The organism is Microbacterium telephonicum, from assembly GCF_003651225.1.
Taxonomy (GTDB): domain Bacteria; phylum Actinomycetota; class Actinomycetes; order Actinomycetales; family Microbacteriaceae; genus Microbacterium; species Microbacterium telephonicum.
In genome coordinates, this window is the sequence record NZ_RCDB01000002.1 from 158,050 (window position 1) to 183,670 (window position 25,621).

The 25,621-nt window shown below is 70.7% G+C and carries 31 protein-coding genes; 17 read left to right on the forward strand and 14 right to left on the reverse strand.

The window, feature by feature from the left end; all coding sequences use genetic code 11:
- Positions 1-17 precede the first annotated feature (17 nt).
- Together C7474_RS05710 and C7474_RS05715 are read left to right on the forward strand one after the other, a co-directional pair.
- Positions 18-1,223 (forward strand): aminotransferase class V-fold PLP-dependent enzyme, encoded by a 1,206-nt coding sequence (locus C7474_RS05710; protein ID WP_121058028.1) that lies wholly within the window; start codon positions 18-20, stop codon positions 1,221-1,223.
- Between the two features lie 167 nt (positions 1,224-1,390).
- The gene (locus tag C7474_RS05715) at positions 1,391-2,761 is read left to right on the forward strand and encodes a PhoH family protein (protein ID WP_422385781.1); all 1,371 of its coding nucleotides are present in this window, start codon (positions 1,391-1,393) and stop codon (positions 2,759-2,761) included.
- Positions 2,762-2,812: 51 nt separating this feature from the next.
- Here the strand turns inward: C7474_RS05715 and C7474_RS05720 are convergent, their stop codons facing one another.
- The 7 genes from C7474_RS05720 to xseA are packed head-to-tail and all read right to left on the reverse strand — an operon-like array spanning position 2,813 to position 8,667.
- Positions 2,813-3,466 (reverse strand): response regulator transcription factor, encoded by a 654-nt coding sequence (locus tag C7474_RS05720; protein WP_121058029.1) that lies wholly within the window; start codon positions 3,464-3,466, stop codon positions 2,813-2,815.
- Entirely contained in the window at positions 3,463-4,440 is a 978-nt protein-coding gene (locus C7474_RS05725) for a sensor histidine kinase (protein WP_241965137.1), read from the reverse strand. Before C7474_RS05725 ends, C7474_RS05720 begins: the two co-directional genes overlap by 4 nt.
- A gap of 10 nt (positions 4,441-4,450) precedes the next feature.
- Positions 4,451-5,848 (reverse strand): class II fumarate hydratase, encoded by a 1,398-nt coding sequence (locus tag C7474_RS05730; protein ID WP_121058030.1) that lies wholly within the window; start codon positions 5,846-5,848, stop codon positions 4,451-4,453.
- A 44-nt stretch (positions 5,849-5,892) separates the two neighbouring features.
- On the reverse strand, positions 5,893-6,528 hold the full coding sequence (locus C7474_RS05735) for a carbonic anhydrase (protein WP_121058031.1): 636 nt from the start codon (positions 6,526-6,528) through the stop codon (positions 5,893-5,895).
- Positions 6,525-7,154, reverse strand: coding sequence for a DUF4245 family protein (locus C7474_RS05740; RefSeq protein WP_121058032.1), 630 nt, complete (start codon positions 7,152-7,154; stop codon positions 6,525-6,527). Before C7474_RS05740 ends, C7474_RS05735 begins: the two co-directional genes overlap by 4 nt.
- A complete protein-coding gene (locus tag C7474_RS05745) occupies positions 7,154-7,372 on the reverse strand; it encodes an exodeoxyribonuclease VII small subunit (RefSeq protein WP_121058033.1) in 219 nt (72 codons plus the stop codon). The genes C7474_RS05740 and C7474_RS05745 overlap by 1 nt, the downstream gene beginning before the upstream one ends.
- Before the next feature lie 23 nt (positions 7,373-7,395).
- Complete coding sequence (xseA, locus tag C7474_RS05750) at positions 7,396-8,667, reverse strand: exodeoxyribonuclease VII large subunit (RefSeq protein ID WP_121058034.1); 1,272 nt, start codon at positions 8,665-8,667, stop codon at positions 7,396-7,398.
- Positions 8,668-8,740: 73 nt separating this feature from the next.
- Between xseA and C7474_RS05755 the strand changes: the two genes are divergently transcribed.
- The 3 genes from C7474_RS05755 to C7474_RS05765 are packed head-to-tail and all read left to right on the forward strand — an operon-like array spanning position 8,741 to position 10,967.
- Positions 8,741-9,784: a 4-hydroxy-3-methylbut-2-enyl diphosphate reductase gene (locus C7474_RS05755; RefSeq protein ID WP_121058035.1), complete on the forward strand. Its 1,044-nt coding sequence runs from the start codon at positions 8,741-8,743 to the stop codon at positions 9,782-9,784.
- A complete protein-coding gene (locus C7474_RS05760) occupies positions 9,781-10,416 on the forward strand; it encodes a DUF6264 family protein (protein WP_121058036.1) in 636 nt (211 codons plus the stop codon). Before C7474_RS05755 ends, C7474_RS05760 begins: the two co-directional genes overlap by 4 nt.
- Positions 10,413-10,967 (forward strand): MOSC domain-containing protein, encoded by a 555-nt coding sequence (locus tag C7474_RS05765; RefSeq protein WP_241965139.1) that lies wholly within the window; start codon positions 10,413-10,415, stop codon positions 10,965-10,967. The genes C7474_RS05760 and C7474_RS05765 overlap by 4 nt, the downstream gene beginning before the upstream one ends.
- Before the next feature lie 70 nt (positions 10,968-11,037).
- Here C7474_RS05765 and fbaA read toward each other — a convergent pair whose 3' ends face one another.
- A complete protein-coding gene (gene fbaA / locus C7474_RS05770) occupies positions 11,038-12,069 on the reverse strand; it encodes a class II fructose-bisphosphate aldolase (protein WP_121058038.1) in 1,032 nt (343 codons plus the stop codon).
- 192 nt (positions 12,070-12,261) lie between these two features.
- Between fbaA and glpX the strand changes: the two genes are divergently transcribed.
- Together glpX and C7474_RS05780 are read left to right on the forward strand one after the other, a co-directional pair.
- Positions 12,262-13,254 carry a class II fructose-bisphosphatase gene (gene glpX, locus C7474_RS05775; protein WP_121058039.1) on the forward strand — a complete coding sequence of 331 codons (993 nt, stop codon included), beginning with the start codon at positions 12,262-12,264 and terminating at the stop codon, positions 13,252-13,254.
- Positions 13,255-13,424: 170 nt separating this feature from the next.
- Positions 13,425-13,628 (forward strand): UDP-N-acetylmuramyl pentapeptide phosphotransferase, encoded by a 204-nt coding sequence (locus C7474_RS05780; RefSeq protein WP_121058040.1) that lies wholly within the window; start codon positions 13,425-13,427, stop codon positions 13,626-13,628.
- A 9-nt stretch (positions 13,629-13,637) separates the two neighbouring features.
- Here C7474_RS05780 and C7474_RS05785 read toward each other — a convergent pair whose 3' ends face one another.
- A complete protein-coding gene (locus C7474_RS05785; RefSeq protein WP_121058041.1) occupies positions 13,638-14,918 on the reverse strand; it encodes a DNA recombination protein RmuC in 1,281 nt (426 codons plus the stop codon).
- A gap of 55 nt (positions 14,919-14,973) precedes the next feature.
- The gene (locus tag C7474_RS05790; RefSeq protein ID WP_121059270.1) at positions 14,974-15,576 is read right to left on the reverse strand and encodes an exonuclease domain-containing protein; all 603 of its coding nucleotides are present in this window, start codon (positions 15,574-15,576) and stop codon (positions 14,974-14,976) included.
- Positions 15,577-15,658: 82 nt separating this feature from the next.
- On the opposite strand from C7474_RS05790, the gene ychF reads away from it, so the two are divergent.
- Positions 15,659-16,732, forward strand: coding sequence for a redox-regulated ATPase YchF (gene ychF, locus C7474_RS05795; protein WP_121058042.1), 1,074 nt, complete (start codon positions 15,659-15,661; stop codon positions 16,730-16,732).
- Positions 16,733-16,836: 104 nt separating this feature from the next.
- Here the strand turns inward: ychF and C7474_RS05800 are convergent, their stop codons facing one another.
- Positions 16,837-17,193 (reverse strand): ArsR/SmtB family transcription factor, encoded by a 357-nt coding sequence (locus C7474_RS05800; RefSeq protein ID WP_121058043.1) that lies wholly within the window; start codon positions 17,191-17,193, stop codon positions 16,837-16,839.
- A gap of 89 nt (positions 17,194-17,282) precedes the next feature.
- On the opposite strand from C7474_RS05800, the gene C7474_RS05805 reads away from it, so the two are divergent.
- The 8 genes from C7474_RS05805 (at position 17,283) to C7474_RS15145 (ending at position 22,601) form a co-directional block, all read left to right on the forward strand.
- On the forward strand, positions 17,283-18,602 hold the full coding sequence (locus C7474_RS05805) for an NAD(P)-binding domain-containing protein (RefSeq protein WP_121058044.1): 1,320 nt from the start codon (positions 17,283-17,285) through the stop codon (positions 18,600-18,602).
- Between the two features lie 14 nt (positions 18,603-18,616).
- Positions 18,617-19,120 (forward strand): GNAT family N-acetyltransferase, encoded by a 504-nt coding sequence (locus C7474_RS05810; protein ID WP_121059272.1) that lies wholly within the window; start codon positions 18,617-18,619, stop codon positions 19,118-19,120.
- The gene (locus C7474_RS05815; RefSeq protein ID WP_121058045.1) at positions 19,117-19,521 is read left to right on the forward strand and encodes an arsenate reductase ArsC; all 405 of its coding nucleotides are present in this window, start codon (positions 19,117-19,119) and stop codon (positions 19,519-19,521) included. The genes C7474_RS05810 and C7474_RS05815 overlap by 4 nt, the downstream gene beginning before the upstream one ends.
- The gene (locus C7474_RS05820; protein ID WP_121058046.1) at positions 19,518-20,294 is read left to right on the forward strand and encodes an aquaporin; all 777 of its coding nucleotides are present in this window, start codon (positions 19,518-19,520) and stop codon (positions 20,292-20,294) included. The genes C7474_RS05815 and C7474_RS05820 overlap by 4 nt, the downstream gene beginning before the upstream one ends.
- A gap of 9 nt (positions 20,295-20,303) precedes the next feature.
- Positions 20,304-20,654 (forward strand): ArsR/SmtB family transcription factor, encoded by a 351-nt coding sequence (locus C7474_RS05825; protein ID WP_121058047.1) that lies wholly within the window; start codon positions 20,304-20,306, stop codon positions 20,652-20,654.
- A gap of 1 nt (position 20,655) precedes the next feature.
- Positions 20,656-21,882, forward strand: coding sequence for an MFS transporter (locus C7474_RS05830; protein ID WP_241965140.1), 1,227 nt, complete (start codon positions 20,656-20,658; stop codon positions 21,880-21,882).
- 127 nt (positions 21,883-22,009) lie between these two features.
- The gene (locus C7474_RS05835) at positions 22,010-22,264 is read left to right on the forward strand and encodes a hypothetical protein (RefSeq protein WP_121058048.1); all 255 of its coding nucleotides are present in this window, start codon (positions 22,010-22,012) and stop codon (positions 22,262-22,264) included.
- Between the two features lie 160 nt (positions 22,265-22,424).
- Positions 22,425-22,601 (forward strand): hypothetical protein, encoded by a 177-nt coding sequence (locus C7474_RS15145; protein WP_199692382.1) that lies wholly within the window; start codon positions 22,425-22,427, stop codon positions 22,599-22,601.
- Positions 22,602-22,645: 44 nt separating this feature from the next.
- Here C7474_RS15145 and C7474_RS05840 read toward each other — a convergent pair whose 3' ends face one another.
- Both C7474_RS05840 and C7474_RS05845 read right to left on the reverse strand, forming a co-directional pair.
- A complete protein-coding gene (locus C7474_RS05840) occupies positions 22,646-22,987 on the reverse strand; it encodes a YciI family protein (RefSeq protein WP_121058049.1) in 342 nt (113 codons plus the stop codon).
- 192 nt (positions 22,988-23,179) lie between these two features.
- Positions 23,180-23,560, reverse strand: a complete 381-nt coding sequence (locus C7474_RS05845) for a VOC family protein (RefSeq protein WP_147436680.1) — start codon at positions 23,558-23,560, stop codon at positions 23,180-23,182.
- Here C7474_RS05845 and C7474_RS05850 point away from each other — a divergent pair.
- A complete protein-coding gene (locus C7474_RS05850) occupies positions 23,559-24,434 on the forward strand; it encodes an aldo/keto reductase (protein WP_121058051.1) in 876 nt (291 codons plus the stop codon). The genes C7474_RS05845 and C7474_RS05850 overlap by 2 nt on opposite strands.
- A 4-nt stretch (positions 24,435-24,438) precedes the next feature.
- Here C7474_RS05850 and C7474_RS05855 read toward each other — a convergent pair whose 3' ends face one another.
- Positions 24,439-25,551: a carboxylate-amine ligase gene (locus C7474_RS05855; protein ID WP_121058052.1), complete on the reverse strand. Its 1,113-nt coding sequence runs from the start codon at positions 25,549-25,551 to the stop codon at positions 24,439-24,441.
- Between the last annotated feature and the right edge of the window lie 70 nt (positions 25,552-25,621).

Here is a 25,621-nt window from a genome sequence, read left to right on the forward strand (position 1 = left end):
CAGGTGCACGTGAGAGGATGGAGGACGTGTCCGCTCTGGAGTCGTATCTCGATTCGTTCGACGCCGAACCCGGCTACCTGAACTGGGCGTCCTTCGGCCCGCTCTCGCCCGCCGTGCGCGACGAAGTGCACGCGGATGCCGAATTGCTGGGTTCGGGCCGCCACACCGGCATCGGGCTCGTCGCGAGCCACTCCGACGAGGCGAAAGACCTGCTCGCGGAGCTGCTGGACTGCCCGCGCGACGAGATCACGCTGCAGCCGTCGACGACGTACGGCCTCATGCACGCCTTCTACGGTCTCGCCGGTGAACTGCTGCTCTCGCCGCACGAGTTCCCGTCGCTCACCGTCGCCGCCCAGCGCGCGCAGGACGCGATCGGCGAGCTGCGGGTCCGCCCTCTCGACACGCCCGACGGGATCGTCACGGTCGACGCCGTCCGCGCGCAGCTGAGCGACGAGACCACCGCCGTCGCCGTCAGCCTCGTCGATTACCGCACCGGCGCCGTCTCCGACCTGGGCGCGCTGCGCGACGTCATCGGCGACCGCCTGCTCATCGTCGACGCGGTGCAGGGCTTCGGCGTGGTCGACGCCGACTACGACGCCGCCGACGTCGTGTGCGGCAACGGCTACAAGTGGCTGCGCGCCGGTCGGGGCACCGGCTTCGCGCGGTTCTCCGCGATCGCACGCGACCGCATCCGCCCCGTGCTGTCGGGGTTCGCGGGGTCGCTGTCCGAGTACGGCGTCCCCGGCGTCGGTGCGCCGCGGCCCGGGGCCGACGCGTTCGTCATCGCCCCCGAGGACACCCTCGCCGCCGCGCGACTGGCCTCGTCGCTGCAGGAGCTGCGCGACGTGGGAGTCGGCGCCGTCGCCGCCGAGGTCGCCGACCGGGCGCGGCACATCTTCGCCCTCGCTGACCGCTACGAGGTCCCCGTGCTGACGCCGCGCGACGCCCACGCCGGCATCGTCTCCCTCGTCCCCGAGGCGCAGGATGCCGGCGTCCTCGCCGCGGCGCTGGCCAACCACGGCGTGACCGCGACGGCGCGCGGCGGCGTCATCCGCCTGAGCGCCCACGCCGGCACCGGAGCCGACACGCTGCACCTGCTCGGCGACGCCCTCGCCGAGACGGCGGGCGCCCGGGCGTTGGCCGCCCCCGTCATCTTCGAGCCCGGCATCGTGCTCGAACCGGATGCGGGCATCGTCGACCCCGACCACGTCATCGAGAGTTAACGTCCGCGACACAGGACGCGGCGTGTCGTGATCGCGCGCCGACATCCGCGGGACGTAGCTTGGCCCCATCGGGCAAGGCGCCCGGTCGAGTCGGCCGTCCACTGACTCGTGGCCCACGGTCGACTCGAGACTGCCGGGTGGGTGTCCACCCGGGGCGGGAGTGGGTTGTGACCACACGAGCAGCACAGCACCAGCGTCACGTCGGAGCGACCGGGCAGGCGGCCGGCGATCCTCAGCACCTCGACCAGGACCTCCGCACATACGTGCTGGACACGTCGGTCCTGCTGAGCGATCCACGGGCGTTCTTCCGATTCGCCGAGCACTCGGTCGTCGTCCCGGTGGTGGTCGTCACCGAACTCGAGGGCAAGCGCCACGACCCCGAGATCGGCTACTTCGCCCGCCAGGCGTTGCGTCACCTCGACGAGCTCCGCGTCGAGCACGGTCGCCTCGACTTCCCGGTGCCGGTCGGCGACGGCGGCACCCTGCGCGTCGAGCTGACCAACACCGACCCGAGCGTGCTGCCGGCGGGCATGCGCCTGGGCGACAACGACACCCGCATCCTGGCGGTCGCGATGCACCTGGCCCAGGAGGGGCAGGAGGTCGTCGTCGTCTCGAAGGACCTGCCGATGCGCGTCAAGGCCGCCTCCCTCGGCATTCCGGCGGAGGAGTACCTCGCCGAGCAGGCCGTCGACAGCGGCTGGACCGGAATCGCCGACATCCACGTCTCCGGCGACGAGATGAGCGACCTGTACGAGAGCGAAGTCGCCACGAGCGACGCGGTGCGCGGCTTCCCGATCAACACCGGACTCGTCATCCACTCCGAGCGCGGATCCGCGCTCGGACGCGTCACCGGCGACGGTGGCTTCCGACTCGTGCGCGGCGACCGCGACGTCTTCGGCCTGCACGGCCGCTCGGCCGAGCAGCGCATCGCGATCGACCTGCTGCTCGACCCCGAGGTCGGCATCGTGTCCCTCGGCGGTCGCGCCGGCACCGGCAAGTCCGCGCTCGCGCTGTGCGCGGGCCTGGAGGCGGTGCTGGAGCGTCAGCAGCAGAAGAAGATCATCGTCTTCCGGCCGCTGTTCGCCGTCGGCGGGCAGGAGCTCGGCTACCTCCCCGGCGACCAGAACGAGAAGATGGGCCCGTGGGGACAGGCCGTGTTCGACACCCTCGGCTCGGTCGTCTCGGGCAACGTGCTCGAAGAGGTCGTCGCCCGCGGGATGCTCGAGGTGCTGCCGCTGACCCACATCCGGGGTCGCTCGCTGCACGACGCGTTCGTGATCGTCGACGAGGCGCAGTCACTCGAGCGCAACGTGCTGCTGACGGTGCTCAGCCGCATGGGTCAGAACTCGCGCGTCGTGCTCACCCACGACGTCGGGCAGCGCGACAACCTGCGCGTGGGCCGTCACGACGGCGTCGCCTCGGTCATCGAGACGCTCAAGGGTCACGGGCTCTTCGGCCACGTGACGCTGCAGCGCTCCGAGCGCTCCGCGATCGCGGCGCTCGTCACCGAGCTGCTGGAGGCCGGCGAGCTCAGCTGACCGGCATCCTCCCGCGCGGCGGCGATCCTCCGGGGTCGTCGCCGCGCGAGGTCAATCCCAGCGGTAGCCCTCGCCGCGCACCGTGGTGATGTTGTCGGGGCCGAGCTTGGCCCGCAGGTACCGCACGTACACGTCGACGACGTTCGATCCGGGATCGAAGTCGAGGCCCCACACGCGGCTCAGCAGCACATCGCGCGTGAGCACCTGGCCGGGGTGGCGCAGGAACTGCTCGGCCAGGGCGAACTCGCGCGCCGACAGGTCGACCTCGCGCCCGTCCACGGTCGCCCGCCGCCCCAGCACGTCCAGGCTCACCGCCCCGCGCGTCAGCAGCACCGGCGTGGCGCTGCGCTCGCGCAGCCGGGAGCGCACCCGCGCCAGCAGCTCCGCGACCGCGAACGGCTTGGGCATGTAGTCGCTGGCCCCGGCATCCAGACCTTCGATCGTGTCGGAGGTCCCGCTGCGTGCGGTGAGCATGATGACGGGCACCGCGCTGCCGCGCGCGCGCAGCATCCGCAGCACTTCGAACCCGTCCATCGTCGGCAGGCCGACGTCGAGCACGACGAGGTCGATGTCGTCCTCGAGGGCGCGCTCCAGCGCCTCGGCACCGTCCTCGGCGACCGCGGTCTCGTACCCTTCGGAATGGAGCCCGCGGGTGACGAGCGAGACGATGTGGGGTTCGTCGTCGACGACGAGGATGCGGGTCATCCGGTGGCCTCTCGCTGCAGCAGGACGTCGCCGGCACGCACGGGGGAGGGAAGCTCCGCCCGCGTGCCGATGGGGATCTCGATCGTGAAGGTGGCCCCGCCTCCCGGCGTGTCGCCGATGGCGCAGTGGCCGCGATGGGCTTTCGCGATCGTGTCGACGATCGCGAGTCCGAGCCCGGAGCCGCCGACGGTGCGTTTGCCGGCGCCGCGGTCGAACCGGCGGAAGATGCGGTGTCGCATCGCCGGTGGGATGCCCGGGCCGTGGTCGCGCACCCACAGCTGCGCGCCGGCGGCGTGCACGGCGCTGCCGAGCTGGATCGGGGAGCCGGCCGGCGTGTATTTGGCGGCGTTGTCGGCCAGCTGCAGCCACGCCTGCAGCAACCGGTCGCCGTCGCCGCGGACGACGGCATCCGCGGTGTGCTCGATGCTCCACTCGTGGCCGGGGATCACGGCGACGAGCTCGCCGACTCTGCGCGTGAGTTCTGCGAGGTCGACCTCGCCGAAGGACAACTTGTCGGTCTCCACGGCCGCCAGCAGGTCGATGTCGCCGATGAGGCGCGTCATGCGGTCGAGCTCTGCCATGCCGAGTTCGCGCGTCTGGGCGGCGTCTTCGGGATCGCGCGGGTCCATCATCTCGAGGTGACCGCGCACGATGGTGATCGGTGTCTTCAACTCGTGCCGCACATCGTCCAGCAGGCGTCGCTGCACGTCGAACGCGCTCTCGGCGGAATCGGCGGGCAGGTTCTCGAGAGGGTCGGGCGGGAAGACGGCCCATCCCACCAGCGCCACGACGCCGACCGTCACGATCGCCACGAGCAGATAGACGACGATCGCCGCCCACGGCAGCGGCTGGTCGGCCGCCAGGTGCACGACGAGCACCCCCAGCGCAGCGAGGGCGAAGCCCAGCGCGGCCACCCCGGCGATCAGCGCGAGAGCGCGGACCCGCCGGGTGCGCGAGGGCGACGTGCGGTTCACGCTCCGATTATCAACCCGCGTGGGTCATCGAGAGGAGATCGAGCTTCTCATCGAGCTGCTGCTCTGTCAGCTCGCCCCGCTCGACGTACCCGAGGTCGATGACCGCCTCGCGCACCGTGATGCCCTTGGCGACCGAGTGCTTGGCGATCTTGGCGGCCGCCTCGTAGCCGATGAGCTTGTTCAGCGGCGTCACGATCGAGGGCGACATGCCCGCGTAGGCGGCGGCGCGCTCGGTGTTGGCGACGAGTCCGTCGACGGTCTTGTCGGCGAGCACGCGCATCGCGTTGGAGAGTAGGCGGATCGACTCGAGCAGCGCGGTCCCCATGACCGGGATCGCCACGTTGAGCTCGAACGCGCCGGACGCCCCCGCCCAGGCGACGGTCGCGTCGTTGCCGATGACGCGCGCGCACACCATGAGCGTCGCCTCCGGGACGACGGGGTTCACCTTGCCCGGCATGATCGACGAACCGGGCTGCAGGTCGGGGATGTGAAGCTCGGCGAGACCGGTGTTCGGACCCGACCCCATCCAGCGGATGTCGTTGTTGATCTTCGTGAGCGACACCGCGATCGTGCGCAAAGCGCCCGAGGCTTCGACGAGACCGTCGCGGTTGGCCTGCGCCTCGAAGTGGTCCTTCGCCTCGGTGATCGGAAGCTCGGTCTCGGCCTGCAGCAGGGCGATGACCTTCTGCGGGAAGCCGAGCGGCGTGTTGATGCCGGTGCCGACGGCCGTGCCGCCCAGCGGTACCTCGCCGACGCGCGGGATCACGGCCTGCACGCGCTCGACGCCGAGCCGGATCTGGCGGGCGTAGCCGCCGAACTCCTGACCGAGCGTCACGGGGGTGGCGTCCATGAGGTGGGTGCGGCCCGACTTGACGGCGTCCTTCCACAGCTCCGCCTTCGCCTCGAGCGCGACGGCGAGGTGATCGAGGGCCGGGATGAGGTCGTCGATGAGCGCCTGTGTCACGGCGATGTGCACCGACGTCGGGAAGACGTCGTTCGAGGACTGCGACGCGTTCACGTGGTCGTTCGGGTGCACCGTGGCGCCGAGCTTGCGCGTCGCGAGGGTCGCGAGCACCTCGTTCATGTTCATGTTCGAGCTCGTGCCCGAGCCGGTCTGGTACGTGTCGACGGGGAAGTGCGCGTCGTAGGCGCCCGTGACGACGTCGTCGGCCGCAGCGGCGATGGCGTCGGCGATCGCGCCGTCGAGAGTGCCGAGCTCTTTGTTGGCGAGCGCCGCGGCCTTCTTGATGCGGGCGAGCGCGGCGATCTGCGTGGACTCGAGTCCCTTGCCCGAGATCGGGAAGTTCTCGACGGCGCGCTGCGTCTGGGCGGCGTACAGCGCTTCTTTGGGGACCCGCACCTCGCCCATGGTGTCGTGCTCGATGCGGTACTCGGTGGCGTCGGTCATGGTCACGTCCTTGTTTCCGTGTGGTGGTGGGTGTCCGGTGGTGCTCAGAGGGTGACGGCGCCGACGACGACGTCGGGCACGGCGGTGCCCTCGGCGAGCCGGTAGTTCGCGCCCACGATCGCCAGGCGCCCCTCGGCGATGGCCTGACTGATGACCTCGGAGGAGTGGACGAGTTCGGCGACGGTGTCACGCAGGTGCTCGCGGCCGACCTGCTCGGCGTCGACCGTCTCGGCCGTCGTTCCCGGGGTCGCGCGCAGCACGCGGCGCACGGCGGGAACGATCGGGGCGATCTGATGCCAGATGTGCGGCGGAAGCGCCGGGGCGTCGATCGAGGTCGACTCGATCGCCGCGCCGACGGCGCCGCACGCGTCGTGGCCGAGCACGACGATCAGCGGCACGCCGAGCACCGCGACGGCGTACTCGAGGCTGCCGATGACCGAGTCGGAGTTGACCTGTCCCGCGTTGCGGACGACGAACAGGTCGCCGAGACCCTGGTCGAAGATGATCTCCGCCGCCAGCCGCGAGTCGGCACAGCCGAACAGTGCCGCGTGCGGGGTCTGACCGGCCGCGAGCTCGTGGCGGCGGTCGACGTCCTGGTGCGGATGCTGCGGGCTGCCGGCGACGAAACGCTCGTTCCCCGAGCGCATCTCGTCCCAGATCTGCTGCGGCGTGGACGTCATCGGGTCTCCTCGAGGTCGCGGATGGGGTCGGTCAGCGCGGCGGCCGCCGTCTGGGCGGTCTCCGGGGAGAACTGGCCGTAGACGAGCACGGTGTCGCCGGCGGCGCGGGTCGCGAGGGCGTAGGTCACGTTGTCGTCGCGGTTCCCGCGCTGCAGGTCGTAGACGTCCCACGTGATGCCGTCGACCACGCTCTGCCCGGTCGGCGCGACGCCGTCCAGACGCGCGCTGACCCACGTGTCGTCGGTGTCGAAGCCCTGGGCGACGTTGATGAACTCCGTCGACGACTCCGGGGCGTAGACGATCGTCCACACGCCGCCGTCGAGTCCGGCGCGGTTCGCGCGCCAGTCCTCGGGGACATCCGGCACGACGACGGGTCGGCCTGCGGATGCGGCGACGTCCTCCGCTGCGGCGGCGACGTCGATCGGCGCGGGCTCCGGAGGTGTGCCGCGCGGCACGCCGAAGTAGACCACGGCGACGACGGCGACCGTGATCAGCAGTGCGGCGACGAGGTTGCGGACGGTTTTGCTGGACCGGTACGCCTGCGACGACGCGGCCTTGCGGGCGGCGGCCTCGTCCGCGGTCTCGGGGCGCCCGAGTTCGGCGACGACGCGGGGAGCGCGGGCCATCACGCCTCGCCGCCGGGACGGGCTTCGTCGAGGCGGCGCTTGGCGCCCAGCAGCCACTGCTCGCAGCGGGCAGCGAGGGCCTCACCGCGCGTCCACAGCTCGAGCGAGTGCTCGAGCGTCGGCGCGCCCTGCTCGAGTTCGGCGACGACGCGCATCAGCTCGTCCCGAGCCTGCTCGAACGAGAGGGTCTGGACGTCGGGCCCGGCGTCGCTGGTCATGGTCTCCATTCTAGGCCGCGAGGTCAGTCCGCCTCGGCGACCTCCCCCTCCGAAAGGGCGGCGAACGAACCGCGCGCCACCGTCACGGTGACCGTCGCGCCCGGGGCCGCCTGCGTGGCGTCGCGGATGATGACGCCCTCGCCGAGATGGGCGATCGCGTAGCCGCGCGCGAGCGTCGCTCCGGGGGAGAGGGCGCGCAGCGACGCGCTGAGCTCCGCGGACGAGCGCGCGGCCGCATCCAGCCGTCGCGTCATCACCTCCCGTCCCCGGGAGGCGAGCGTCCACACCTCCTGCGCGCGGCCGGTCAGCAGCGACTCCGGATCGCGCAGCACGGGGCGCGAGCGCACCTGCTCGAGGTGATGCAGCTCGGTCTGCACCCGCTGCGTCACGCGCGTGCGGGCGCGGCTGCGCAGCTGCTGCACGAGCGCACGCTGCTCAGCGACGTCGGGCACCACCTTCTTGGCGGCGTCGGTCGGTGTCGACGCACGGAGGTCGGCGACGTCGTCGAGCAGGGGATGGTCGTTCTCGTGTCCGATCGCCGAGACGACGGGCGTGCGGGCCGCCGCGACCGCGCGCACGAGCCGCTCGTCGGAGAATCCCAGCAGCGTCTGCGGGTCGCCGCCGCCGCGGGCGATGATGATGACGTCGACTTCGGGGTCGGCATCCAGCGTCTTCAGGGCCGCGAGGGTCTCGGGCACGCACCGGTCGCCCTGCACGGCTGCGTGCACGGTGCGGAAGCGCACCTCGGGCCAGCGCAGCTCGGCGTTGCGGTGCACGTCCTTCTCGGCGTCGCTGCGTTCGCCCGTGATGAGGCCCACGACGTGCGGCAGGAACGGGAGCGGCTGCTTGCGGGCGGGGTCGAACAGCCCCTCGCCGCGCAGTTGCGCCCGCAGGCGCTCCAGGCGCTCCAGCTGGTCGCCGAGTCCCGTCGGACGCATCGCCGACGCGGTGAAGGAGAACTCGCCCGACTTCACGAAGAAGTCGGCCTTGACGCAGGCGACGACCCGGTCGCCGACCTTGAGCTGCTCGGGCAGGCGCTGCAGCGTCGACGACCACAGCTTGAAGCTGAGTGAGGCGGCGCCGTCGGCATCCTTGAGCCGGCCGAACACGTGCCCGCCGCGCAGATTCCAGGCGGTGATCTCGCCGTCGACCCACACACTGTTCCAGCGCTGCACGAAGTCGCGGATCGTCTCGTTCAACCTCGACACCGACGTCGGTGTGTCGGCCGACGAGTCGCGCGGGTGCACGGCATCCGGCGGGGGCGTCTGCCCGGGCGCAGGCTCGAACGAGGTCATGGGTCCCTTCCGGCCCGCGTCCAGGCGGGACTCCTAGAATCGAGGAGTGAGCGCTACCGCCGTCCGTCTTCCCGTGCCCCACATCCCGGGGCCGCGCGGGCGGCTTCAGGATATCCCGGTCGCAGGGGCCAAGCGCGTCCTGCTGGCTTCGCCCCGCGGCTACTGCGCCGGTGTCGATCGCGCCGTCATCGCCGTCGAGAAGGCGCTCGAGCGTTACGGCGCCCCGGTCTACGTGCGCAAGCAGATCGTGCACAACATCCACGTCGTGACCGAACTGGAGAAGAAGGGCGCCGTCTTCGTCGAGGAGGTCGACGAGGTCCCCGAGGGGGCGCATGTCGTCTTCAGCGCGCACGGGGTGTCCCCGGCCGTCGTGGGCGCCGCATCCGACCGCGGCCTGCACGCGATCGACGCGACCTGCCCGCTCGTGACGAAGGTGCACCGCGAGGCCGTGCGCTTCGCGCGCGACGACTTCGAGATCCTGCTGATCGGTCACGACGGTCACGAAGAGGTCGAGGGCACGGCCGGCGAGGCGCCCGACCATGTCACGGTGGTCAACTCGCCCGAGGATGCCGACCGCGTCGTCGTGAAGGACCCGTCGAAGGTCGTGTGGCTGTCTCAGACGACGCTGTCGGTCGACGAGACGATGGAGACGGTGCGCCGACTGCGCGAGCGCTTCCCCGAACTGAACGATCCGCCCTCCGACGACATCTGCTACGCCACGCAGAACCGGCAGGTCGCGATCAAGAAGGTCGCGAAGGATGCCGACGTCGTCATCGTCGTCGGCTCCGCGAACTCGTCCAACTCGGTGCGCCTGGTCGAGGTCGCCCTCGAGTACGGCGCGGACCGGGCGTACCGGGTCGACTACGCGCACGAGATCCAGCAGGAGTGGATCGCGGATGCCGCCACGGTCGGCGTCACCAGCGGCGCCTCGGTGCCCGAAGTGCTCGTGCAGGAGGTGCTCGAGGAGCTCGCCGGCGCCGGGTACCGAGACGTCGAGCAGGTGCGCACCGCAGAGGAGGACCTCATCTTCTCGCTGCCGAAGGAGCTGCGACAGGACGCGAGCGGCAAGCGCGACGACCGCGCCCTCGGCGGTCGCCAGGCGGGCGGCCGGGCGTGAGCGCCACCGAGCCCGCCGAGCGCTCAGAGTCCCCGCGCCCCGCCCCGCTGTACGGCGAGTACGCGACGCCCGAGCAGCAGCGCGAGAGCATCATCCGCGGCCGCGGCACGCTCCCCGACGTCGACGCGACTCCGCTGGAGGCGTCGGCGACGTCCGCCCCGCCCGCAGCCGTGACGTCGGCTCCGGTGCCGCCCGACGCGCCCCCGCCGGTCGGGATGCCCGCCGTCTCCTCCGACGACGCACCGCCCGCCCGTCCCGCGCCGTCGCTGCGCGGCGACCGCATCGTCACGATCGCGCTCCTCGTCTACGGCCTCTACACGGTCGTGACGACCATCCCGCAGCTGCTCGACGTCGCCGGATTCGCCGAGACGTGGATGCAGATGGCCGGCGTCGACGCGGAGTTCACGAACTACGAGTCCGGCACCCTGTGGGGCCGCATCGCCGCGATCGTCTTCGCGGTGGGCTGGCTGCTGACGGCGCTGTGGGCGTGGCACTGGAGCACGAAGGGGCGCCGCGCGGTGTGGATCCCCTTCGTCGGCGCCGTCGTCTCCTTCATTCTGGTGAGCGCATGCCTCACGGTGCCGATCCTCGGCGATCCCGCCCTCGTCGCGGCCGTCGTGGGGGCGCAGTGACCGCGCGGCTGCTCGCCGTCTGCACCGTGAGCGCGCTGCGCCCGGATGCCGGCACGGTCGGCATCACGGCGATCGACAAGACGCCGGTGGCCGGCCCCGTCAAGGTCGGGCCCTACGGCGTCTACGCCGACGTGCAGGCCGACCGCAAGCATCACGGCGGACTCGACAAGGCGCTGTACGCCTACGCGCAGGAGGACGCGCGATTCTGGGAGCAGGAGCTCGGACGCGCGCTCCCGCCGGGGTTCTTCGGCGAGAACCTGCGCACCGAGGGCATCGACGTCAACGCGGCGCGGATCGGCGAGATCTGGCGCATCGGCGACAGCGTCGAGGTCGAGGTCACGATGCCGCGCACGCCGTGTCAGACGTTCGCCCGCTGGGTGGGCGGTGACGACGAACGCGGCTGGGTCAAGCGGTTCTCCGCCGAGCGGCGGCTCGGGCCGTACCTGAAGGTGCTCCGGCCGGGCCGGGTCGCCGCGGGTGACGAGATCACGATCGTGGATCGTCCCGACGGCGCGCCCAGCATCCTCGACGTCTTCCGCGCCCCGGCCTGACCGGCGACGCGGACTGGGAACGCACGAACGCCCCGGCGCGTGGCCGGGGCGTTCGCGGGCGGGAGCCGGATCAGATGCTGATCGAGTGGCCCGTCGAACCGAGCTGCTGCGTCGCCTCGACGACGCGGGCGGCCATGGCGGTCTCGGCGACCTTGCCCCAGGCGCGCGGGTCGTAGGCCTTCTTGTTGCCCACCTCGCCGTCGACCTTGAGCACGCCGTCGTAGTTCTGGAACATGAACCCGGCGACCGAGCGCGTGAACGCGTACTGCGTGTCGGTGTCGATGTTCATCTTCACGACGCCGTTGGCGACCGCGAGGGCGATCTCCTCGGGGGTCGAGCCGCTGCCGCCGTGGAAGACGAGGTCGAGCGGCTTCTCACCGGTGCCGAACTTCTCGGCGATGCCGGCCTGGATCTCGCCGAGCAGCTCGGGGCGCAGCTTCACGTTGCCGGGCTTGTAGACGCCGTGCACGTTGCCGAAGGTGAGCGCGGCGATGTAGCGGCCGTTCTCGCCGAGGCCGAGCGCGTCGACGAACTTCGAGACGTCGGCGGTCGTGGTGTAGAGCGCCTCGTTCGAGCCCTCGTGCTTGACGCCGTCCTCCTCGCCGCCGACGACGCCGATCTCGACCTCGAGGATCGCGTTGATCGCCTTGATGCGGGGGAGCAGCTCCTTCGCGATCTCGATGTTCTCGTCGAGAGGCACCGCCGAGCCGTCCCACATGTGGGAGTTGAACAGCGGATTGCGGCCTGCCTTGACCTCGTCTTCGGATGCGGCGATCAGCGGCAGCACGAAGTCGTCGAGGGCGGGCTTGGGGCAGTGGTCGGTGTGCAGGGCCACCGTGACCGGGTAGTTCTTGGCGACCTCGGTCGCGAACTTCGCGAAGGCGATGGCGCCGGTGGCGCGTCCCTTGACGGTGTGGCCGGCGAAGTAGTCGGCGCCGCCGGTGGTGACCTGGATGATGCCGTCCGAGCCGGCTTCGGTGAGGCCCTGCAGGATCGCGTTGATCGACTGCGAGCTGGCGGCGTTGATCGCGGGGAAGGCGTAGCCGCCTGCCTTCGCTTTGTCCAGCATCTCTGCGTACTGCTCTGGGGTGGCGACGGGCATGTCAGCTCCTAGCGTGTGCCGTTCAGTTGTTCACCGTCACTCTAGCGAAGCACCACCGCGCGGGCGACGGAACCGACCGGGCAAAAGCGGGCTTCGGCCCGCGGATGCCGTGGGTGAAAGAATCGGGATTCCTTCGCTCCTCCGGTGCCGAAAACTCCGATCTCGGCAGGGCTGCCGCCCTAGGCTGGCGCCATGGTGAGTCTGACAGCCGACATGAGCCCCCTCCACCCCGATCGCAACCTCGCCCTCGAACTGGTGCGCGCGACGGAGGCTGCGGCGATCCGCTCCGTGCCGTTCATCGGCCGCGGGCAGAAGGAACTCGCCGACGGCGCGGCGGTCGATGCGATGCGCGCCTTCTTGTCGACGGTGAACTTCGACGGCGTCATCGTCATCGGCGAGGGGGAGAAGGACAACGCCCCCATGCTCTTCAACGGCGAGCACGTCGGCACCGGCCGAGGGCCGCACTGCGACATCGCCGTCGACCCCATCGACGGGACGACCCTCACCGCGGAGGGACGCAACAACGCGCTGTCGGTGCTGGCCGTGTCCGACCGCGGCACGATGCTCGACGCGTCGAGCGTCTTCTACATGGACAAGATCGTCACCGGTCCCGCCGGCGTCGGCGTCGTCGACATCCGCCTCCCCGTCGGTGAGAACATCCGGCGCCTCGCCAAGGCGCTCGACAAGCCGGTCGACGAGCTGGTCGTCTCGGTGCTGAACCGGCCGCGGCACGCGCGGCTGATCGAGGAGATCCGCGAGGCCGGTGCGGGCACCCGTCTCATGAGCGACGGCGACGTCGCCGGCGGCATCAACGCCGCCCGGTACAACGCCCGCACCGACATGTGCATCGGGATCGGCGGCAGCCCCGAGGGCATCGTGACGGCGGCGGCGATCAAGGCGCTCGGCGGGCACATCCAGGGACGACTGTGGCCGCGCGACGACGACGAGAAGCAGAAGGGCATCGACGCCGGACTCAAGCTCGACGACCACGTGTACGAGGCCGACGAGATGGTCAAGGGCCGCAACACGATCTTCGTCGCGACCGGTGTGACCAACGGCGAGCTCGTCAGCGGTGTGCGCCGCTCGGGACCGGACTACATCATCACCGAGAGCGTCGTGCTGCGCGGCGTCTCGGGGACCCTCCGCCGCATCACCTCGGAGCACCTCGCCTCGAAGTGGCTGTGATGGGCTGATCCGTCCGCCACCGTTCGCCGCCCGTCGCGGTGGTGACGCCGGGATGCGGGGCCGTTCTGTCAACCCCGCGGGTCGGGGAGGTGCTTCCCAGGTGCCCTCTGGCACAATGGGTGCCGGTGTCACCGGCGACACGTTCGCCGTTCAACGACCCCGGGAGTGAAATGAGCACTGCATCATCCGGCCACAGCACCGGTCGCCCTGCCACGGGGACGATCGCCGTGCCGGTCGACCCGTCGCGTCGACCCGACGTGCTGTTGCGACGCCGCATGCCCGACGGCCACCAGATGAGCCCCTGGTGGATGATCGGCTCGTTCGTCGTCGTCTCGGGCGGCGTGCTCATGCTGCTGAACCTGTTCCCGTTCTGATCCCACCGGTCAGTCGAGTCGCCCGCGGAGTTCTCCCACATCGGCGCGCAGGTCGCCTTCGGACTCTGCGATCCCCGTGAACTCGGGAGCGGTGAGCTTGCGCGGCGCCTTCTCGATCGTGGCCGGCGCTGCTGTGGCGTCGAGGCGTGTCTCGTCGATGCCGGGGAACCGGCGCGCGCTCACCAGCACACGTGATTCCAGCGCACCCGCGAAGCGGTTGTAGCTGTCGACGGTGCGCTCGATCGCGCGCCGCAGGTCGTCGGCGTGCGTGGCGAGTGTGCCGAGGCGCTGGTACAGCTCGGTACCCAGATCGAACAGGCGGCGGGCCTCGTCGCTGACGTCCTGCTGCGTCCAGGTGTAGGCGACCGTCTTCAGCACCGCCCACAGGTTCACCGGCGACGCGAGCGCGACGCGGCGTCCGAACGCGTAGTCCAGGAGCGCCGGATCCTCCTCGAGGGCGGCCGCGAGCAGTGACTCGCTCGGGATGAAGCAGACGACGAACTCGGGGCTCGACGGCAGCCCCGCCCAGTACGCCTTCTTCGCGAGCGCGTCGATGTGCGCCCGGACGGCTTTCACGTGCTTCTCGAGCAGCTGACGGCGACGCGCCCCCTCGGCCCCTTGCGCCGTCACCGGGATCTCGCTCGCCTCGAGATAGGCATCCAACGGCACCTTCGCGTCGACAGCCAGCGCCTTGTCGCCCGGCAGCCGCACGATGAGGTCGGGGCGCCCTGCGCCGGCATCGGACCCGATCGAGGTCTGCAGTTCGAAGTCGACATACCGGGTGAGACCGGCCGATTCGACGATGCGGCGCAGCTGCGTCTCACCCCACACGCCGCGCGCGGATGTGGAGCGCAACGCGCCGGCGAGCGACTCGGTCGTCGCCCGTAGTGCCTCGCCGGACTCGTGCGCCCGCCGCAACTGTTCGGCGACCGAGCCGAACTGGGCGTGGCGGTCGCGCTCGAGGTCGTCGACCTTCTGCTGCATCGCCTGCAGCGACTCCTGCACGGGCGCGAGCGCACGCAGCACCTGCTGCTCGCGTCGCTCGCGCTCCTGCTGGGCGGCGAGGTCGGCGCGCGATTGGGCGCCGAGCTCGCGCGTCAGTGTGCGCTGCTGTTCGAGTTGGGCGGCGAGGGCGTCGGCTTCCGCTTCGGCCGCCGCCAGCCGCGCCGTCAGTCCCGTGCGCGCCTCGGCTGCACGCGTCGCCGCACGGGCGGCGCCGGCGAACCAGCCGGCGAGCAGACCCGCGAGCAGGAAGACGACGGCGAACACGATCGGCAGGAGATCATCCATGGGGCAAGGATGCCCGGGGCCTCCGACATCGGGCGCGCGGCGCGCGCGAGCGGCCTCAGCTTCCGGTGACCGCCGCCTCGACGCGCTCCGGAACGGGCAGCTGCGGGATGCGCACGCCCAGCAGCATCGCGAGCTCGACGACATCGTGGGCTCCCGCGCGTGCGGCGGCGTCGATCACGATCTGCGCGCACGCCAGGGCGTCGGCGGTCGCGTCGTGGTGCGCGAAGTCGAGGTGACCGGCGGCGGCAGCCGCCATCGGCAGGCGGTACGAGTCGAGGGTGTACGTCTTGCGCGCCACCTGCAGACTGCACAGGTAGCGGTGCGCCGCGTACGCGTCGCCTGTCGCCTCGCACGCCGAGCGCAGCACCCGCATGTCGAATCCGGCGTTGTGCGCGACGAGGACGTCGTCGCCGGCGAACGCTGTGAGGCGGGGGAGCTGCGCACTCCAGCCCGCGGCGTCGACGACGTCGTCCGGGCGGATGCCGTGGATGCCGATGTTGAGCTCGAAGAAGCGGTCGTGACCGGGCGGTGGCTGGATCAGCCATCCCTCCGAGGCGACGACCCGGCCGTCGCGCACGCGCGCGAGTCCGACCGCGCAGGCCGAAGCGGAGGAGGAGTTCGCCGTCTCGAAGTCGATCGCGGTGAAATCCAGGGGCACGTCTCCACTCTCGCCGCGACCTCCGACGTCGGCGGCCAGGCGCGCCGGGCGGCGCATGATGCGCCACGTAGACTGGACTCCCGTGGCTCTCACCATCGGAATCGTCGGACTCCCGAACGTCGGCAAGTCGACCCTCTTCAACGCCCTGACCAAGAACCAGGTGCTCGCGGCGAACTACCCGTTCGCGACGATCGAGCCGAACGTCGGCGTGGTGAACCTGCCCGACTCGCGCCTGGAGACCCTCGCCGGCATCTTCGGCTCCGAGCGGATCCTTCCCGCCGCCGTGTCGTTCGTCGACATCGCCGGCATCGTCCGTGGTGCGAGCGAAGGAGAGGGCCTGGGCAACAAGTTCCTCGCCAACATCCGCGAGGCCGACGCGATCGCGCAGGTCGTGCGCGGGTTCGCCGACGGCGACGTGGTGCACGTCGACGGAAAGGTCGACCCGGCATCCGATATGGAGACCATCAACGCGGAGCTGCAGCTGGCCGATCTCGAGACCCTCGAGAGGGCGATCACGCGATACGAGAAGGAGGTGCGCGGCAAGAAGCTCGACCCGTCAGTGCTCGATGCGGCCGTCGCGGCACGCGACGCCCTGCAGCGCGGCGAGCTGCTCTCGGGGACGAGCATCGACCTCGCGCCCATCCGCGAACTCGGCCTGCTCACCGCGAAGCCCTTCATCTTCGTCTTCAACGTCGACGAGGCCGTGCTGACGGATGCCGGCCGCAAGGCCGAGCTGGCGGGGCTCGTCGCGCCGGCGCAGGCGGTGTTCCTCGACGCGAAGATCGAGTCGGAGCTCATCGACCTCGACCCGGAAGACGCGGCGGAGCTGCTGGCCTCGACCGGTCAGGATGAGTCCGGCCTCGACCAGCTCGCGCGCATCGGCTTCGACACGCTGGGGCTGCAGACCTACCTCACGGCGGGTCCGAAGGAGTCGCGCGCCTGGACGATCGGCAAGGGCTGGAAGGCTCCGCAGGCGGCCGGCGTGATCCACACCGACTTCGAGAAGGGCTTCATCAAGGCCGAGGTCATCTCGTTCGACGATCTCGTCGCGACCGGCTCGGTCGCTGAGGCCCGCGCGAAGGGCAAGGCCCGTCTCGAAGGCAAGGACTACGTCATGCAGGACGGCGACGTCGTGGAGTTCCGCTTCAACGTGTGACCCGCCGCGGTGTCGGCGACCAGCCGTCACCGCCGGCCGTGCGCGACGTCCGGCCGGCGTTCCTGCAGGGCGCGACCTCTCCGCCCCACGAGTCGTTGTGCGCGTCAGATGGTGAGGAAGTCCGCGACACCGGTCAGAGCGTCCGGTGCCAGGCGGTAATAGGCCCACGTTCCTCGCTTCGAGCGAGAGAGGAACCCTGCTTCGGTGAGCACTTTCAGGTGATGGGACACCGTCGGCTGGGACAGGCCGACGGGTGCGATCAGGTCGCACACGCACGCCTCTTGGCCTTCGGAGGAGGCCACGATGGACAGCAGCCGGAGCCTGGCCGGGTCGGCGAGAGCTTTCAGAGTCACGGCGAGCTTATCGGCTTCCGCCTGGCCGATGGGCTCCCTCACGAGTGGCGCGCAGCACACCTCGCCCACGGACGCGGTGATGTCGGTGACCTCAAGCAGCGTGACCATGTATCGATGGTAGTCGATATTGACAGTCTTCGATAGGCAGGGTCATGCTTGGCATCGATGTTCATCGATATCCGTTGTCGGAGGCCCTCATGACTCTGCAAGACCTGACATCGCGTGCGGCGATCAGCGACGATCACACGTCGTTGCCGGTGCTGATCATCGGGGCCGGTCCGATCGGACTGGCGGCCGCGGCGAACCTTCTCGAGCGGGGAATCGACTTCACGGTGATCGAGGCCGGCGACCTCCCGGCCTCGGCCATCCGGTTGTGGGGTCACACGCGCCTCTTCTCGCCTTGGCGACACTTGATCGACCCCGTGTCGCGGCGGCTGCTGGAGTCCTCAGGGTGGAGGGCGCCTGCCGATGAGAGCCGTGCTCCCACGGGCACGGAAATGGTCGACGGGTACCTCGCGCCGCTCGCACGGATCGAAGGGATCCGCTCGCGGATCCGCTACGGCGCTCGTGTGGTCGCCGTCACCCGGCAGGGCATGGACCGCACTCGCTCCGCGGGCCGGGAGAAGGCGCCCTTCGTCGTCCGGCTCGAGACCGGCGACGGGGAGACCCTGGAGCTTGCCGGGCGAGCGGTCATCGACGCGTCCGGCACGTACGGCACGCCCAATCCACTCAGCTCCTCCGGGCTTGACCCGGCCGGTGTGACCGAGGTGTCCGACCTCGTGCTCCACGCGCTACCGGATGTGCGGGGCGCCGACCGGGCGCGGTTCGCCGGTCGCCACACCACCGTGGTCGGCGCGGGGCATTCCGCCGCGAACACGCTCATCGCCCTCGCGGCGTTGGCCGAAAGCGAGCCGGGCACCCGGGTGACGTGGCTGATCCGCAACGCCGCGGCGGTCCGGGTGTCCCCATCCGCCGACGATGAGCTCGCTGACCGCGCGCGTCTGGGCTTTCGCGTCGAGCAGCTCGTCGACGACGGCGCGGTCGAGAGGATCGACTCATTCGAGATCTCTGCCGTGCGCCGTCGCGGCGACGGCATCCGACTCATCGGATCACGGCGCGGCGAGGCCGTCAGTCACGACACCGACCTCGTGGTCGGTGCCACCGGGTTCCGCCCCGACCTGACGATGCTGCGGGAGGTCCGGCTGCAGCTGGACGACATCGTCGAAGCGCCGGTTCGGCTCGCCCCGCTGATCGACCCGAACCTGCACTCGTGCGGCACGGTCGCCCCTCACGGGGTCGACGAACTGCGCCACCCCGAGCCCGGGTTCTTCCTCGTCGGAATGAAGTCGTACGGTCGTGCCCCGACGTTCCTGCTGGCCACCGGCTACGAGCAGGTCCGTTCCGTGGTCGCCTGGCTCGACGGGGACGTGCGCGCGGCCACCGTCGTCCAGCTCACGCTGCCCGCCACGGGGGTGTGTTCCACGGACTTCGGCAGCGGGAGCGGCTGCTGCGCGTGACCGCCATCCGACCGATGGCCGCGGCAGACTGGCCGCAGGTCGAGGCGATATTCGCCGCCGGGATCGCCGGCGGCGAGGCCACCTTCGAGACGTCCGTGCCGAGCTGGGAGCACTTCGACAGCGGCAAGATCGACGAGGCCCGGTTGGTGGCCGTCGATGACGCCGGCATCGTGATCGGCTGGGCCGCCGCTGCCCCGGTCTCGACCCGCGCCGTCTACCGCGGCGTGATCGAGCACTCCGTCTACATCCACCCCGCCCACCGCGCGCAGGGCGTGGGACGGCTCCTGCTGACGGCATTCATCGATGCCGCCGAAGCGGCCGGGTACTGGATGGTTCAGGCGAGCATCTTCCCCGAGAACACCACCAGTCTTCGCTTGCATGAGCGCGCGGGGTTCCGCGTCGTCGGCAGACGCGAGCGGATCGCCCGCTCGCAGCTCGGCGCGCACGCCGGATGCTGGCGAGACACCATCATCGTCGAACGACGCTCCACCAGAAACGGAAACGAGACTCCCGCATGAGCAACCCCACCGTCCTGTTCGTCTGCGTCCACAACGCGGGCCGCTCCCAGATGGCCGCCGGCTATCTGCAGGCCCTTGCCGGCGATCGCATCGATGTCCTCTCCGCCGGGTCGCAGCCCAAAGACCAGGTCAACCCGGTCGCCGTCGACGCCATGCGCGAGGAAGGAATCGACATCGCGGACAACGCCCCCAAGCTGCTCACCGTCGACGCCGTCATGGAGTCGGACGTCGTGATCACGATGGGCTGCGGTGACGCCTGCCCCATCTTCCCCGGCAAGCGCTACGAGGATTGGCAGCTCGACGACCCCGCCGGCCAGGATGCCGCGACGGTTCGCCGTATCCGCGACGAGATCCGCCACCGGGTCGAGATCCTCATCGGCGAGCTGACCCCGCCCGCGTGAGCGTGGACACGTCCGCCCTCGCGCGACACCCGCTGTGGCGGCGGGCGCTGGCGGAGTTCCTCGGCACCGGCCTGCTCGTGACGGTGATCGTCGGGTCCGGAATCGCCGCGCAGACACTGTCCACCGACCCGGGCCTGCAGCTGCTCGAGAACGCTGTGGCCACTGCACTCGGCCTCGGCGTGCTCATCGTGCTGTTCGCGCCGATCTCCCGCGCCCACTTCAATCCGGTGGTCTCCCTTGTCGACAGGGCGCTCGAACGGCCCCTCACCGGGCGGGGTGTGCGGGATCTGGTCGCCTACCTCAGCGCGCAAGTGGTCGGCGCGATCGGCGGCGCGATCCTCGCCAACGCGATGTTCGCCACACCTACGCGCATCGCCGGTATCGACCGCGCCACTGCGGCGACGATCCTCGCCGAATGCGTCGCCACCGCCGGCCTCGTCCTTCTCGTGTTCGGCCTGTCGCGCACCGGACGAAGTATCCCGGTCGTCGCGACCGGGGTCGGCGCGTACATCGGCGCGGCGTACTGGTTCACCAGCTCCACCTCGTTCGCCAATCCCGCCGTCACGATCGGGCGCATCTTCACCGACACGTTCGCCGGCATCGCGCCCGCATCCGCGGTCGCCTTCCTCGGCGCGCAACTGCTCGGCGCCGCCATCGGCGCGGCACTCACCGTCGCGCTCTTCCCGAGGAGCGGAGTTCTCGGAGGCCCGCCATCCGCACCTCCGTCGACAGAAGACGACGACCGCATTCCCGTTCGGCGCGACCGGAGTTAATATCTGCGTATGCATGCAGACACTAACGAGCAGAGCTTCGGCGTCGACTCGGAGTACATCGGAGTCGCCGTCGAGGTGTTCCGCCTTCTCGCCGATCAGACCCGTGTGCGGATACTGCTGGCGCTGCGCGACGGCGAGCTGTCGGTCAATCACATCGCCGATGTCGTCCAACGGCCGGGGCCCGCGATCTCACAGCACCTTGCCAAGCTGCGCTGGGCGCGGATGGTGACCGTGCGAAACGACGGCAACCGGGCGTTCTACTCACTCACGGACGAACACGCGATCCGCGTGGTCCGCGAAGCGATCCTGCAGGCCGAGCACGCCGTCGACGCGCACCCGCCTCACCACGGCGCATCCTGAGGTGGACATCTTCTCGGTCCTGTGCGACGGCGCATACCGGAAGCTGTTCACCGCTCAGGTGATCGCGTTGCTCGGGACCGGCATGCTGACCGTCGCGCTGGGACTTCTCGCGTTCGACCTCGCCGGCGAGAACGCGGGTGCGGTGGTGGGCACAGCTCTGACCATCAAGATGGTCGCCTACGTCGGTCTCGCACCGATCCTCGCGGCCGCCGTCGACCGGCTGCCACGCAAGACGGTCATGGTCGGCGCGGATGTCGTCCGTGCGCTCACGGCTCTGGGTTTGCCGTTGGTCACCGACGTCTGGCAGATCTATGTGCTGATCTTCTTGCTGCAGGCCGCGTCGGCGACCTTCACGCCCACCTTCCAGTCCACCATCCCCAGCATCCTCACCGAGGAGCGGGACTACACGAGAGCGCTCTCGCTGTCCCGACTCGCCTACGACCTGGAGGCGATCGTGAGCCCCATCGCCGCCGCAGCGCTCCTGGCGATCGTCACCTACAACAGCCTCTTCGCGGCTACCGTCATCGGCTTCCTCGGGTCAGCGACGCTCGTGCTGGTGACCAAGGTCCCCGCACGCGCTGTCGATGGCGTCACCGTGAACTTCTGGCGACGCGCCACCGAAGGAATCCGCGTCTTCGCGCGCACGAGAAGCCTCCGCTTGCTGATGCTCATGAACGTCGTCGTCGCGGCCGGCACCGCGCTCGTCCTCGTCGACAGCGTGGTCTACGTCAAGAGCGTGTTCGCCCTCGACGACAGCGCTCTGGCCATCGCCTACGCCGCGTTCGGGGTCGGGTCGCTGCTCATCGCCCTCAACACCCCCCGACTCGTCGCGAAGCGCGGGGTTGCGCGCACCATGCGGGGCGGCGCGGCTGTCGTCCTCATCGGGCTCGTCGCCGCCCTGGCCTTCACGATCACGGTCGACCCGACCGGGAACTGGTGGCCGTTGCTGCTGATCTGGGCGACCTTGGGCGCAGGGACCTCACTGGTCAACACCCCGTCCGCGCGCCTCCTTCTTGCCGCATCCGACGAGGGCAACCGCACCCTGGTCTACACGGCGCAGTTCTCGCTCTCGCACGCCTGCTTCCTGGTCAGCTACCCGATCGCCGGATGGGTCGGCGCATGGAACCTCTCCGCAGCCGTGCTCGTGCTCCTCGCGGGCGGCGCACTCGCGGCCGGCGCGGGATGGCGGGTGTCGCGCCCGACGCGCCCCGCAGAGCCACGCGGCTGATCGCGGGCGTCCGATCGGTTCGGCTCCCGGCATGTCGTGTACGCGGCCCAGATCCTCCTCGACCCGGCCGACCCGGCTGCTGCGTCGGAGGCGCAGGATCGCGACGACGACGCCGTAGAGTCGCGCCATGCGGATCGTCGTTTCCGGGACCCATGCCAGCGGGAAGAGCACGCTCGTGTCCGACTTCGCTGTTCGCCATCCGGACTTCGTCGTGCTCCCGGACCTTCCGCTGCGCCAGGTGATGAACGACGTCCTGCTGGATTTCGTCGCAGATGACGAGATCGTCGGCGCAGGCCGGAACGTCGTCGAGATCGCAGGCAGCCGGACCGAAAGGCTCGCAGCCCTCGAAGCGCTCCTCATTCCTGCGCCCCGTCACCCCTGAGATCCCTGCGGCCCTTCCGCGGTGGGGCGTCCTGCTCAGGGGGCGCTGCCGCCAGGGCCGCCCCCTATGTCGCCGGCCGATCCGGTCTCTGCTTGGAGTGCGACGTAGACGTCGGGCGACCCGCAGGGTGATAGGTTCGCGGCAACGGACGGGAGACCCGATGGCTGAGAAGAAGACGTCGATCTGGACCCGCCTCGTGCGCCTCGTGCGACCCGAGGTGCAGACCTACGAGACCCGAAGCGCCGGCGGCATGGAGACCGAGCAGCTCGGCAGCCAGCTCTATCAGGCGACCGACGGCCGCCGCCACGGCGGCACGAGCCAAATCGGCGGCCACTGACCGCCAGGCCTCCGCCGCGCCGCGCGCCCGATCGCGGGCGCGCTTCAGGAGGCAGGGTCGAAGCCGAACGCGCGCAACTCCTGCGCGCAACGGCAGGCCGTCGCGATCTTCGCGGCCCACTCGATCGCCGCCTCGCGTGTCGGCAGGTTCAGCACCGTGTATCCGCCCTCGATGGTGCGCGTCTGCGGGTACGTGCCCTCGGTGACGATTCCCTGGCCCGAGACCATGACCGGAGCCACGGTCTCGTCGATGCCGCCGCCGAAGACGTACACGCCCGCCTGCTTGGCCTCCTCGATCACCGCGTGCGAGTCGGCGACCACCTGGTCGAACTCGCCCTCGGGGATGACCATGGCCGAACTCGGGAACGAGATCAGGTAATGGGTCATGCTGCGGAGCCTACGCCCGCCGTCGTGCCTGCGGGCTACCATGGAGCGCATGGCCACCTCGAACCTGCCCACCCCCACGCTCCAGCCCGTCACCGACGAGAAGAACCTCATCGTCGTCGCCGACGAGGGCGCCTCGTGCTGTGGCGGGGGCTGCTGCTCCACCAACTGAGCGCACCCCACGCGGACGCGGCGTCACGCCGTCGAGTCCGCCCAGGCTGCGAGATCCACACCGTGATTGTCGGGTGACGCGAGCGTCCACCACTTCGGCGCCGCCGAATCGTCGGCGATCCGCCCGCCCGCGGCGACCGCGGCGGCGACACGCGTCTCGGCCACGTCGGCGGGGACCGAGATGTCGACATGGGTGCGCCCCCGTCCGGGCCGTGGCGGCGTGAGCTCGTGGAACCACAGATGTGGACCGCGTCGCTGCGGGTCGACACCGGCTTCCTGCGCGACGGCGATGCCGATGACGGCGAGCTGCGACGGATCGCTCTCCAGCCCCAGCGCCTTCGCCTCGGCGCTCACCGCCGCCGCGAGGTCGGCATCCGCCCTGCTCGCTCGGTAGCGTGGACGCATGCACGCCATCCCGCTCACCCCGGTGCTGCTCGGCGCCTCGTCTCTCGGAACCCGCGACGGCGCCGACACCCTCGCCGACGCGCTGCTGCATTCGCGGCTCGGCGGGGTCGACACGTCGAACAACTACGCCCAGGGACGCAGTGAGGCGCTGCTCGGCGACGCCGTACGTCGCGCCGGCGGCCTGCCGGCGGGCACGCTCGTCTACAGCAAAGCGGATGCCGACCCCGACGGGGTGTTCGACGGCGACCGCGTGCGCCGCTCGCTCGAGGAGTCGCTGACCCGGCTCGGACTCGACCGGCTGCCGCTCTACCACCTGCACGACCCGTACTCCCTGAGCCTGTCGGAGGCCATGGCGCCCGGCGGTGCGGTCGAGGCGCTGCTGCAAGCACGGGACGAGGGCGTGATCGGCGCGATCGGCATCGCGTCGGGCACGATGGCGCAGGTGCACGGCTACGTCGAGACCGGCGCGTTCGACGCCGTGCTCTCGCACAACCGGTACACCCTCGTCGACCGGATGGCGGAGGAGACCTTCCGGCTGGCTCGCGAGCTGCGGATGACGGTCATCAACGCCGCACCGTTCGGCGGCGGAACGCTCGCGAACGGATCGTCGAGCTACGGGTACCGCGAGATGCCGGCCGCCTTCGCCGCGCACCTCGACCGAGTGCGCGCCCTCGCACGCGGGAACGGCGTCGACCTCGCCGCCGCGGCGCTGCAGTTCTCGCTGCGCAGCCCGCTGGTCGACGCGACCGTCGTCGGCATCACCAGCACCGCCCGACTCGACGCCCTGGGCACCCTGCTCGAGCGGACGGTGCCCGACGAGTTCTTCGACGCCGTCGACGCCCTCGGCGCAGCGCCCGCCAGCGGCAACGACTGACGGTTCACGGCACCCGGGCCGACGCCGTTCGTCGCGCCTCATGCTGCGGGTGAGCCATCGCGTCGCGATACAGCTGCGCGAGGGCGGGCACGCCGTGCCGGCGGGCGTCCCACTGGCGCCTCGCCCCCGTGCCGAAGCGCAGGATCCGTCCGAGGAATCCCTCGACGAGGTCGAGGTCGCCGTGTGCGGTAAGCGCCGGACCCGCCGCAGCGAGCAGCGAGCGCACCGCGTGCCGCGCCGGGCCCACCGTCGCGCTCACGGGGTCCAGGAGGGTGCCCGACAGGCCATGCCGCGCGGCATGCCAGAGAGCGGCGTCCCAGACGCCGGCGGCCGGTTCGACGGGACGCACATCGCGCGTGCGCCCGTCGACGAGTGCGCGGATGAGCGCAGCGAGGGGCACGGCGTCGTCGGCAGACAGCTGCGCGTCGCACACGCGCACTTCGACGGTGGAATGCGTCGCCGACACGCGCACGTTCCAGTTGACGGTGCCCGCGTCGCTCGTCGCGCCGAGTCCGCCGTGCGCCGAGACGGTGCGGTCGAGGTCGGCGGCATCCGCGAACAGCGGCGGGATGCCGTGGGTCGTCCAGCGCCGGCCGTGCAGGGCGCGCCAGCTGGCGAAACCGGTATCGCGGCCGCGCCAGAACGGTGAGTCCGCCGACAGGGCCAGCAGCAGCGGAAGCCACGGGCGGAGGGCGTTCGAGGCATCGACACCGTCGTCACGGTCGGTGCGCGCCACGTGCACATGCAACCCGTTGATCTGGTGCTCGTCGGCGAGTCCGGCGATGTCGTCGGCGATCCGCTCGTAACGGGCGTCGGCATGCACACGCGATCCCGCACCGATGTCGTACGGAGTGCCCGCGCCGCACGCGAGCACGCCGTGCGCGCGCGACCAGTCATACAGGTGCCGCCGGAAGACCGTCAGCTCCGCGAGAGCCTCGGCGGCACGGGTGAGTACGGGGGAGACGTATTCGACCTGTGACGCGCGGAACTCGTGCGTCACGCCCGCTCCCGCGGCCCGCAGCTCGGCGACCGCCTGTGCGCCGACGTCGACGGTCGCGAGCGACGACGGGTCCAGGAGCACGAACTCCTCTTCGATCCCGAACGTCAGCGTCGACATGCTCCGACGCTAGGGCGACCGTTGCGGTGCGGGAGCGGGGTTGCGCGCCGCACCCGGGTGTGCATCATCC

Excerpts from the sequence above, each read along its gene's own strand:
- C7474_RS05710 (WP_121058028.1), top strand. The coding sequence starts at position 18 with ATGGAGGACGTGTCCGCTCTGGAGTCGTATCTCGATTCGTTCGACGCC.
- C7474_RS05720 (WP_121058029.1), bottom strand. The coding sequence starts at position 3,466 with ATGACCCGCATCCTCGTCGTCGACGACGAACCCCACATCGTCTCGCTC.
- C7474_RS05730 (WP_121058030.1), bottom strand. The coding sequence starts at position 5,848 with ATGACCGACGCCACCGAGTACCGCATCGAGCACGACACCATGGGCGAG.
- C7474_RS05735 (WP_121058031.1), bottom strand. The coding sequence starts at position 6,528 with ATGACGTCCACGCCGCAGCAGATCTGGGACGAGATGCGCTCGGGGAAC.
- C7474_RS05740 (WP_121058032.1), bottom strand. The coding sequence starts at position 7,154 with ATGGCCCGCGCTCCCCGCGTCGTCGCCGAACTCGGGCGCCCCGAGACC.
- C7474_RS05745 (WP_121058033.1), bottom strand. The coding sequence starts at position 7,372 with ATGACCAGCGACGCCGGGCCCGACGTCCAGACCCTCTCGTTCGAGCAG.
- xseA (WP_121058034.1), bottom strand. The coding sequence starts at position 8,667 with ATGACCTCGTTCGAGCCTGCGCCCGGGCAGACGCCCCCGCCGGATGCC.
- fbaA (WP_121058038.1), bottom strand. The coding sequence starts at position 12,069 with ATGCCCGTCGCCACCCCAGAGCAGTACGCAGAGATGCTGGACAAAGCG.
- glpX (WP_121058039.1), top strand. The coding sequence starts at position 12,262 with ATGGTGAGTCTGACAGCCGACATGAGCCCCCTCCACCCCGATCGCAAC.
- C7474_RS05780 (WP_121058040.1), top strand. The coding sequence starts at position 13,425 with ATGAGCACTGCATCATCCGGCCACAGCACCGGTCGCCCTGCCACGGGG.
- C7474_RS05785 (WP_121058041.1), bottom strand. The coding sequence starts at position 14,918 with ATGGATGATCTCCTGCCGATCGTGTTCGCCGTCGTCTTCCTGCTCGCG.
- C7474_RS05800 (WP_121058043.1), bottom strand. The coding sequence starts at position 17,193 with ATGGTCACGCTGCTTGAGGTCACCGACATCACCGCGTCCGTGGGCGAG.
- C7474_RS05805 (WP_121058044.1), top strand. The coding sequence starts at position 17,283 with ATGACTCTGCAAGACCTGACATCGCGTGCGGCGATCAGCGACGATCAC.
- C7474_RS05810 (WP_121059272.1), top strand. The coding sequence starts at position 18,617 with ATGGCCGCGGCAGACTGGCCGCAGGTCGAGGCGATATTCGCCGCCGGG.
- C7474_RS05815 (WP_121058045.1), top strand. The coding sequence starts at position 19,117 with ATGAGCAACCCCACCGTCCTGTTCGTCTGCGTCCACAACGCGGGCCGC.
- C7474_RS05825 (WP_121058047.1), top strand. The coding sequence starts at position 20,304 with ATGCATGCAGACACTAACGAGCAGAGCTTCGGCGTCGACTCGGAGTAC.
- C7474_RS05835 (WP_121058048.1), top strand. The coding sequence starts at position 22,010 with ATGCGGATCGTCGTTTCCGGGACCCATGCCAGCGGGAAGAGCACGCTC.
- C7474_RS15145 (WP_199692382.1), top strand. The coding sequence starts at position 22,425 with ATGGCTGAGAAGAAGACGTCGATCTGGACCCGCCTCGTGCGCCTCGTG.
- C7474_RS05840 (WP_121058049.1), bottom strand. The coding sequence starts at position 22,987 with ATGACCCATTACCTGATCTCGTTCCCGAGTTCGGCCATGGTCATCCCC.
- C7474_RS05850 (WP_121058051.1), top strand. The coding sequence starts at position 23,559 with ATGCACGCCATCCCGCTCACCCCGGTGCTGCTCGGCGCCTCGTCTCTC.
- C7474_RS05845 (WP_147436680.1), bottom strand. The coding sequence starts at position 23,560 with ATGCGTCCACGCTACCGAGCGAGCAGGGCGGATGCCGACCTCGCGGCG.
- C7474_RS05855 (WP_121058052.1), bottom strand. The coding sequence starts at position 25,551 with ATGTCGACGCTGACGTTCGGGATCGAAGAGGAGTTCGTGCTCCTGGAC.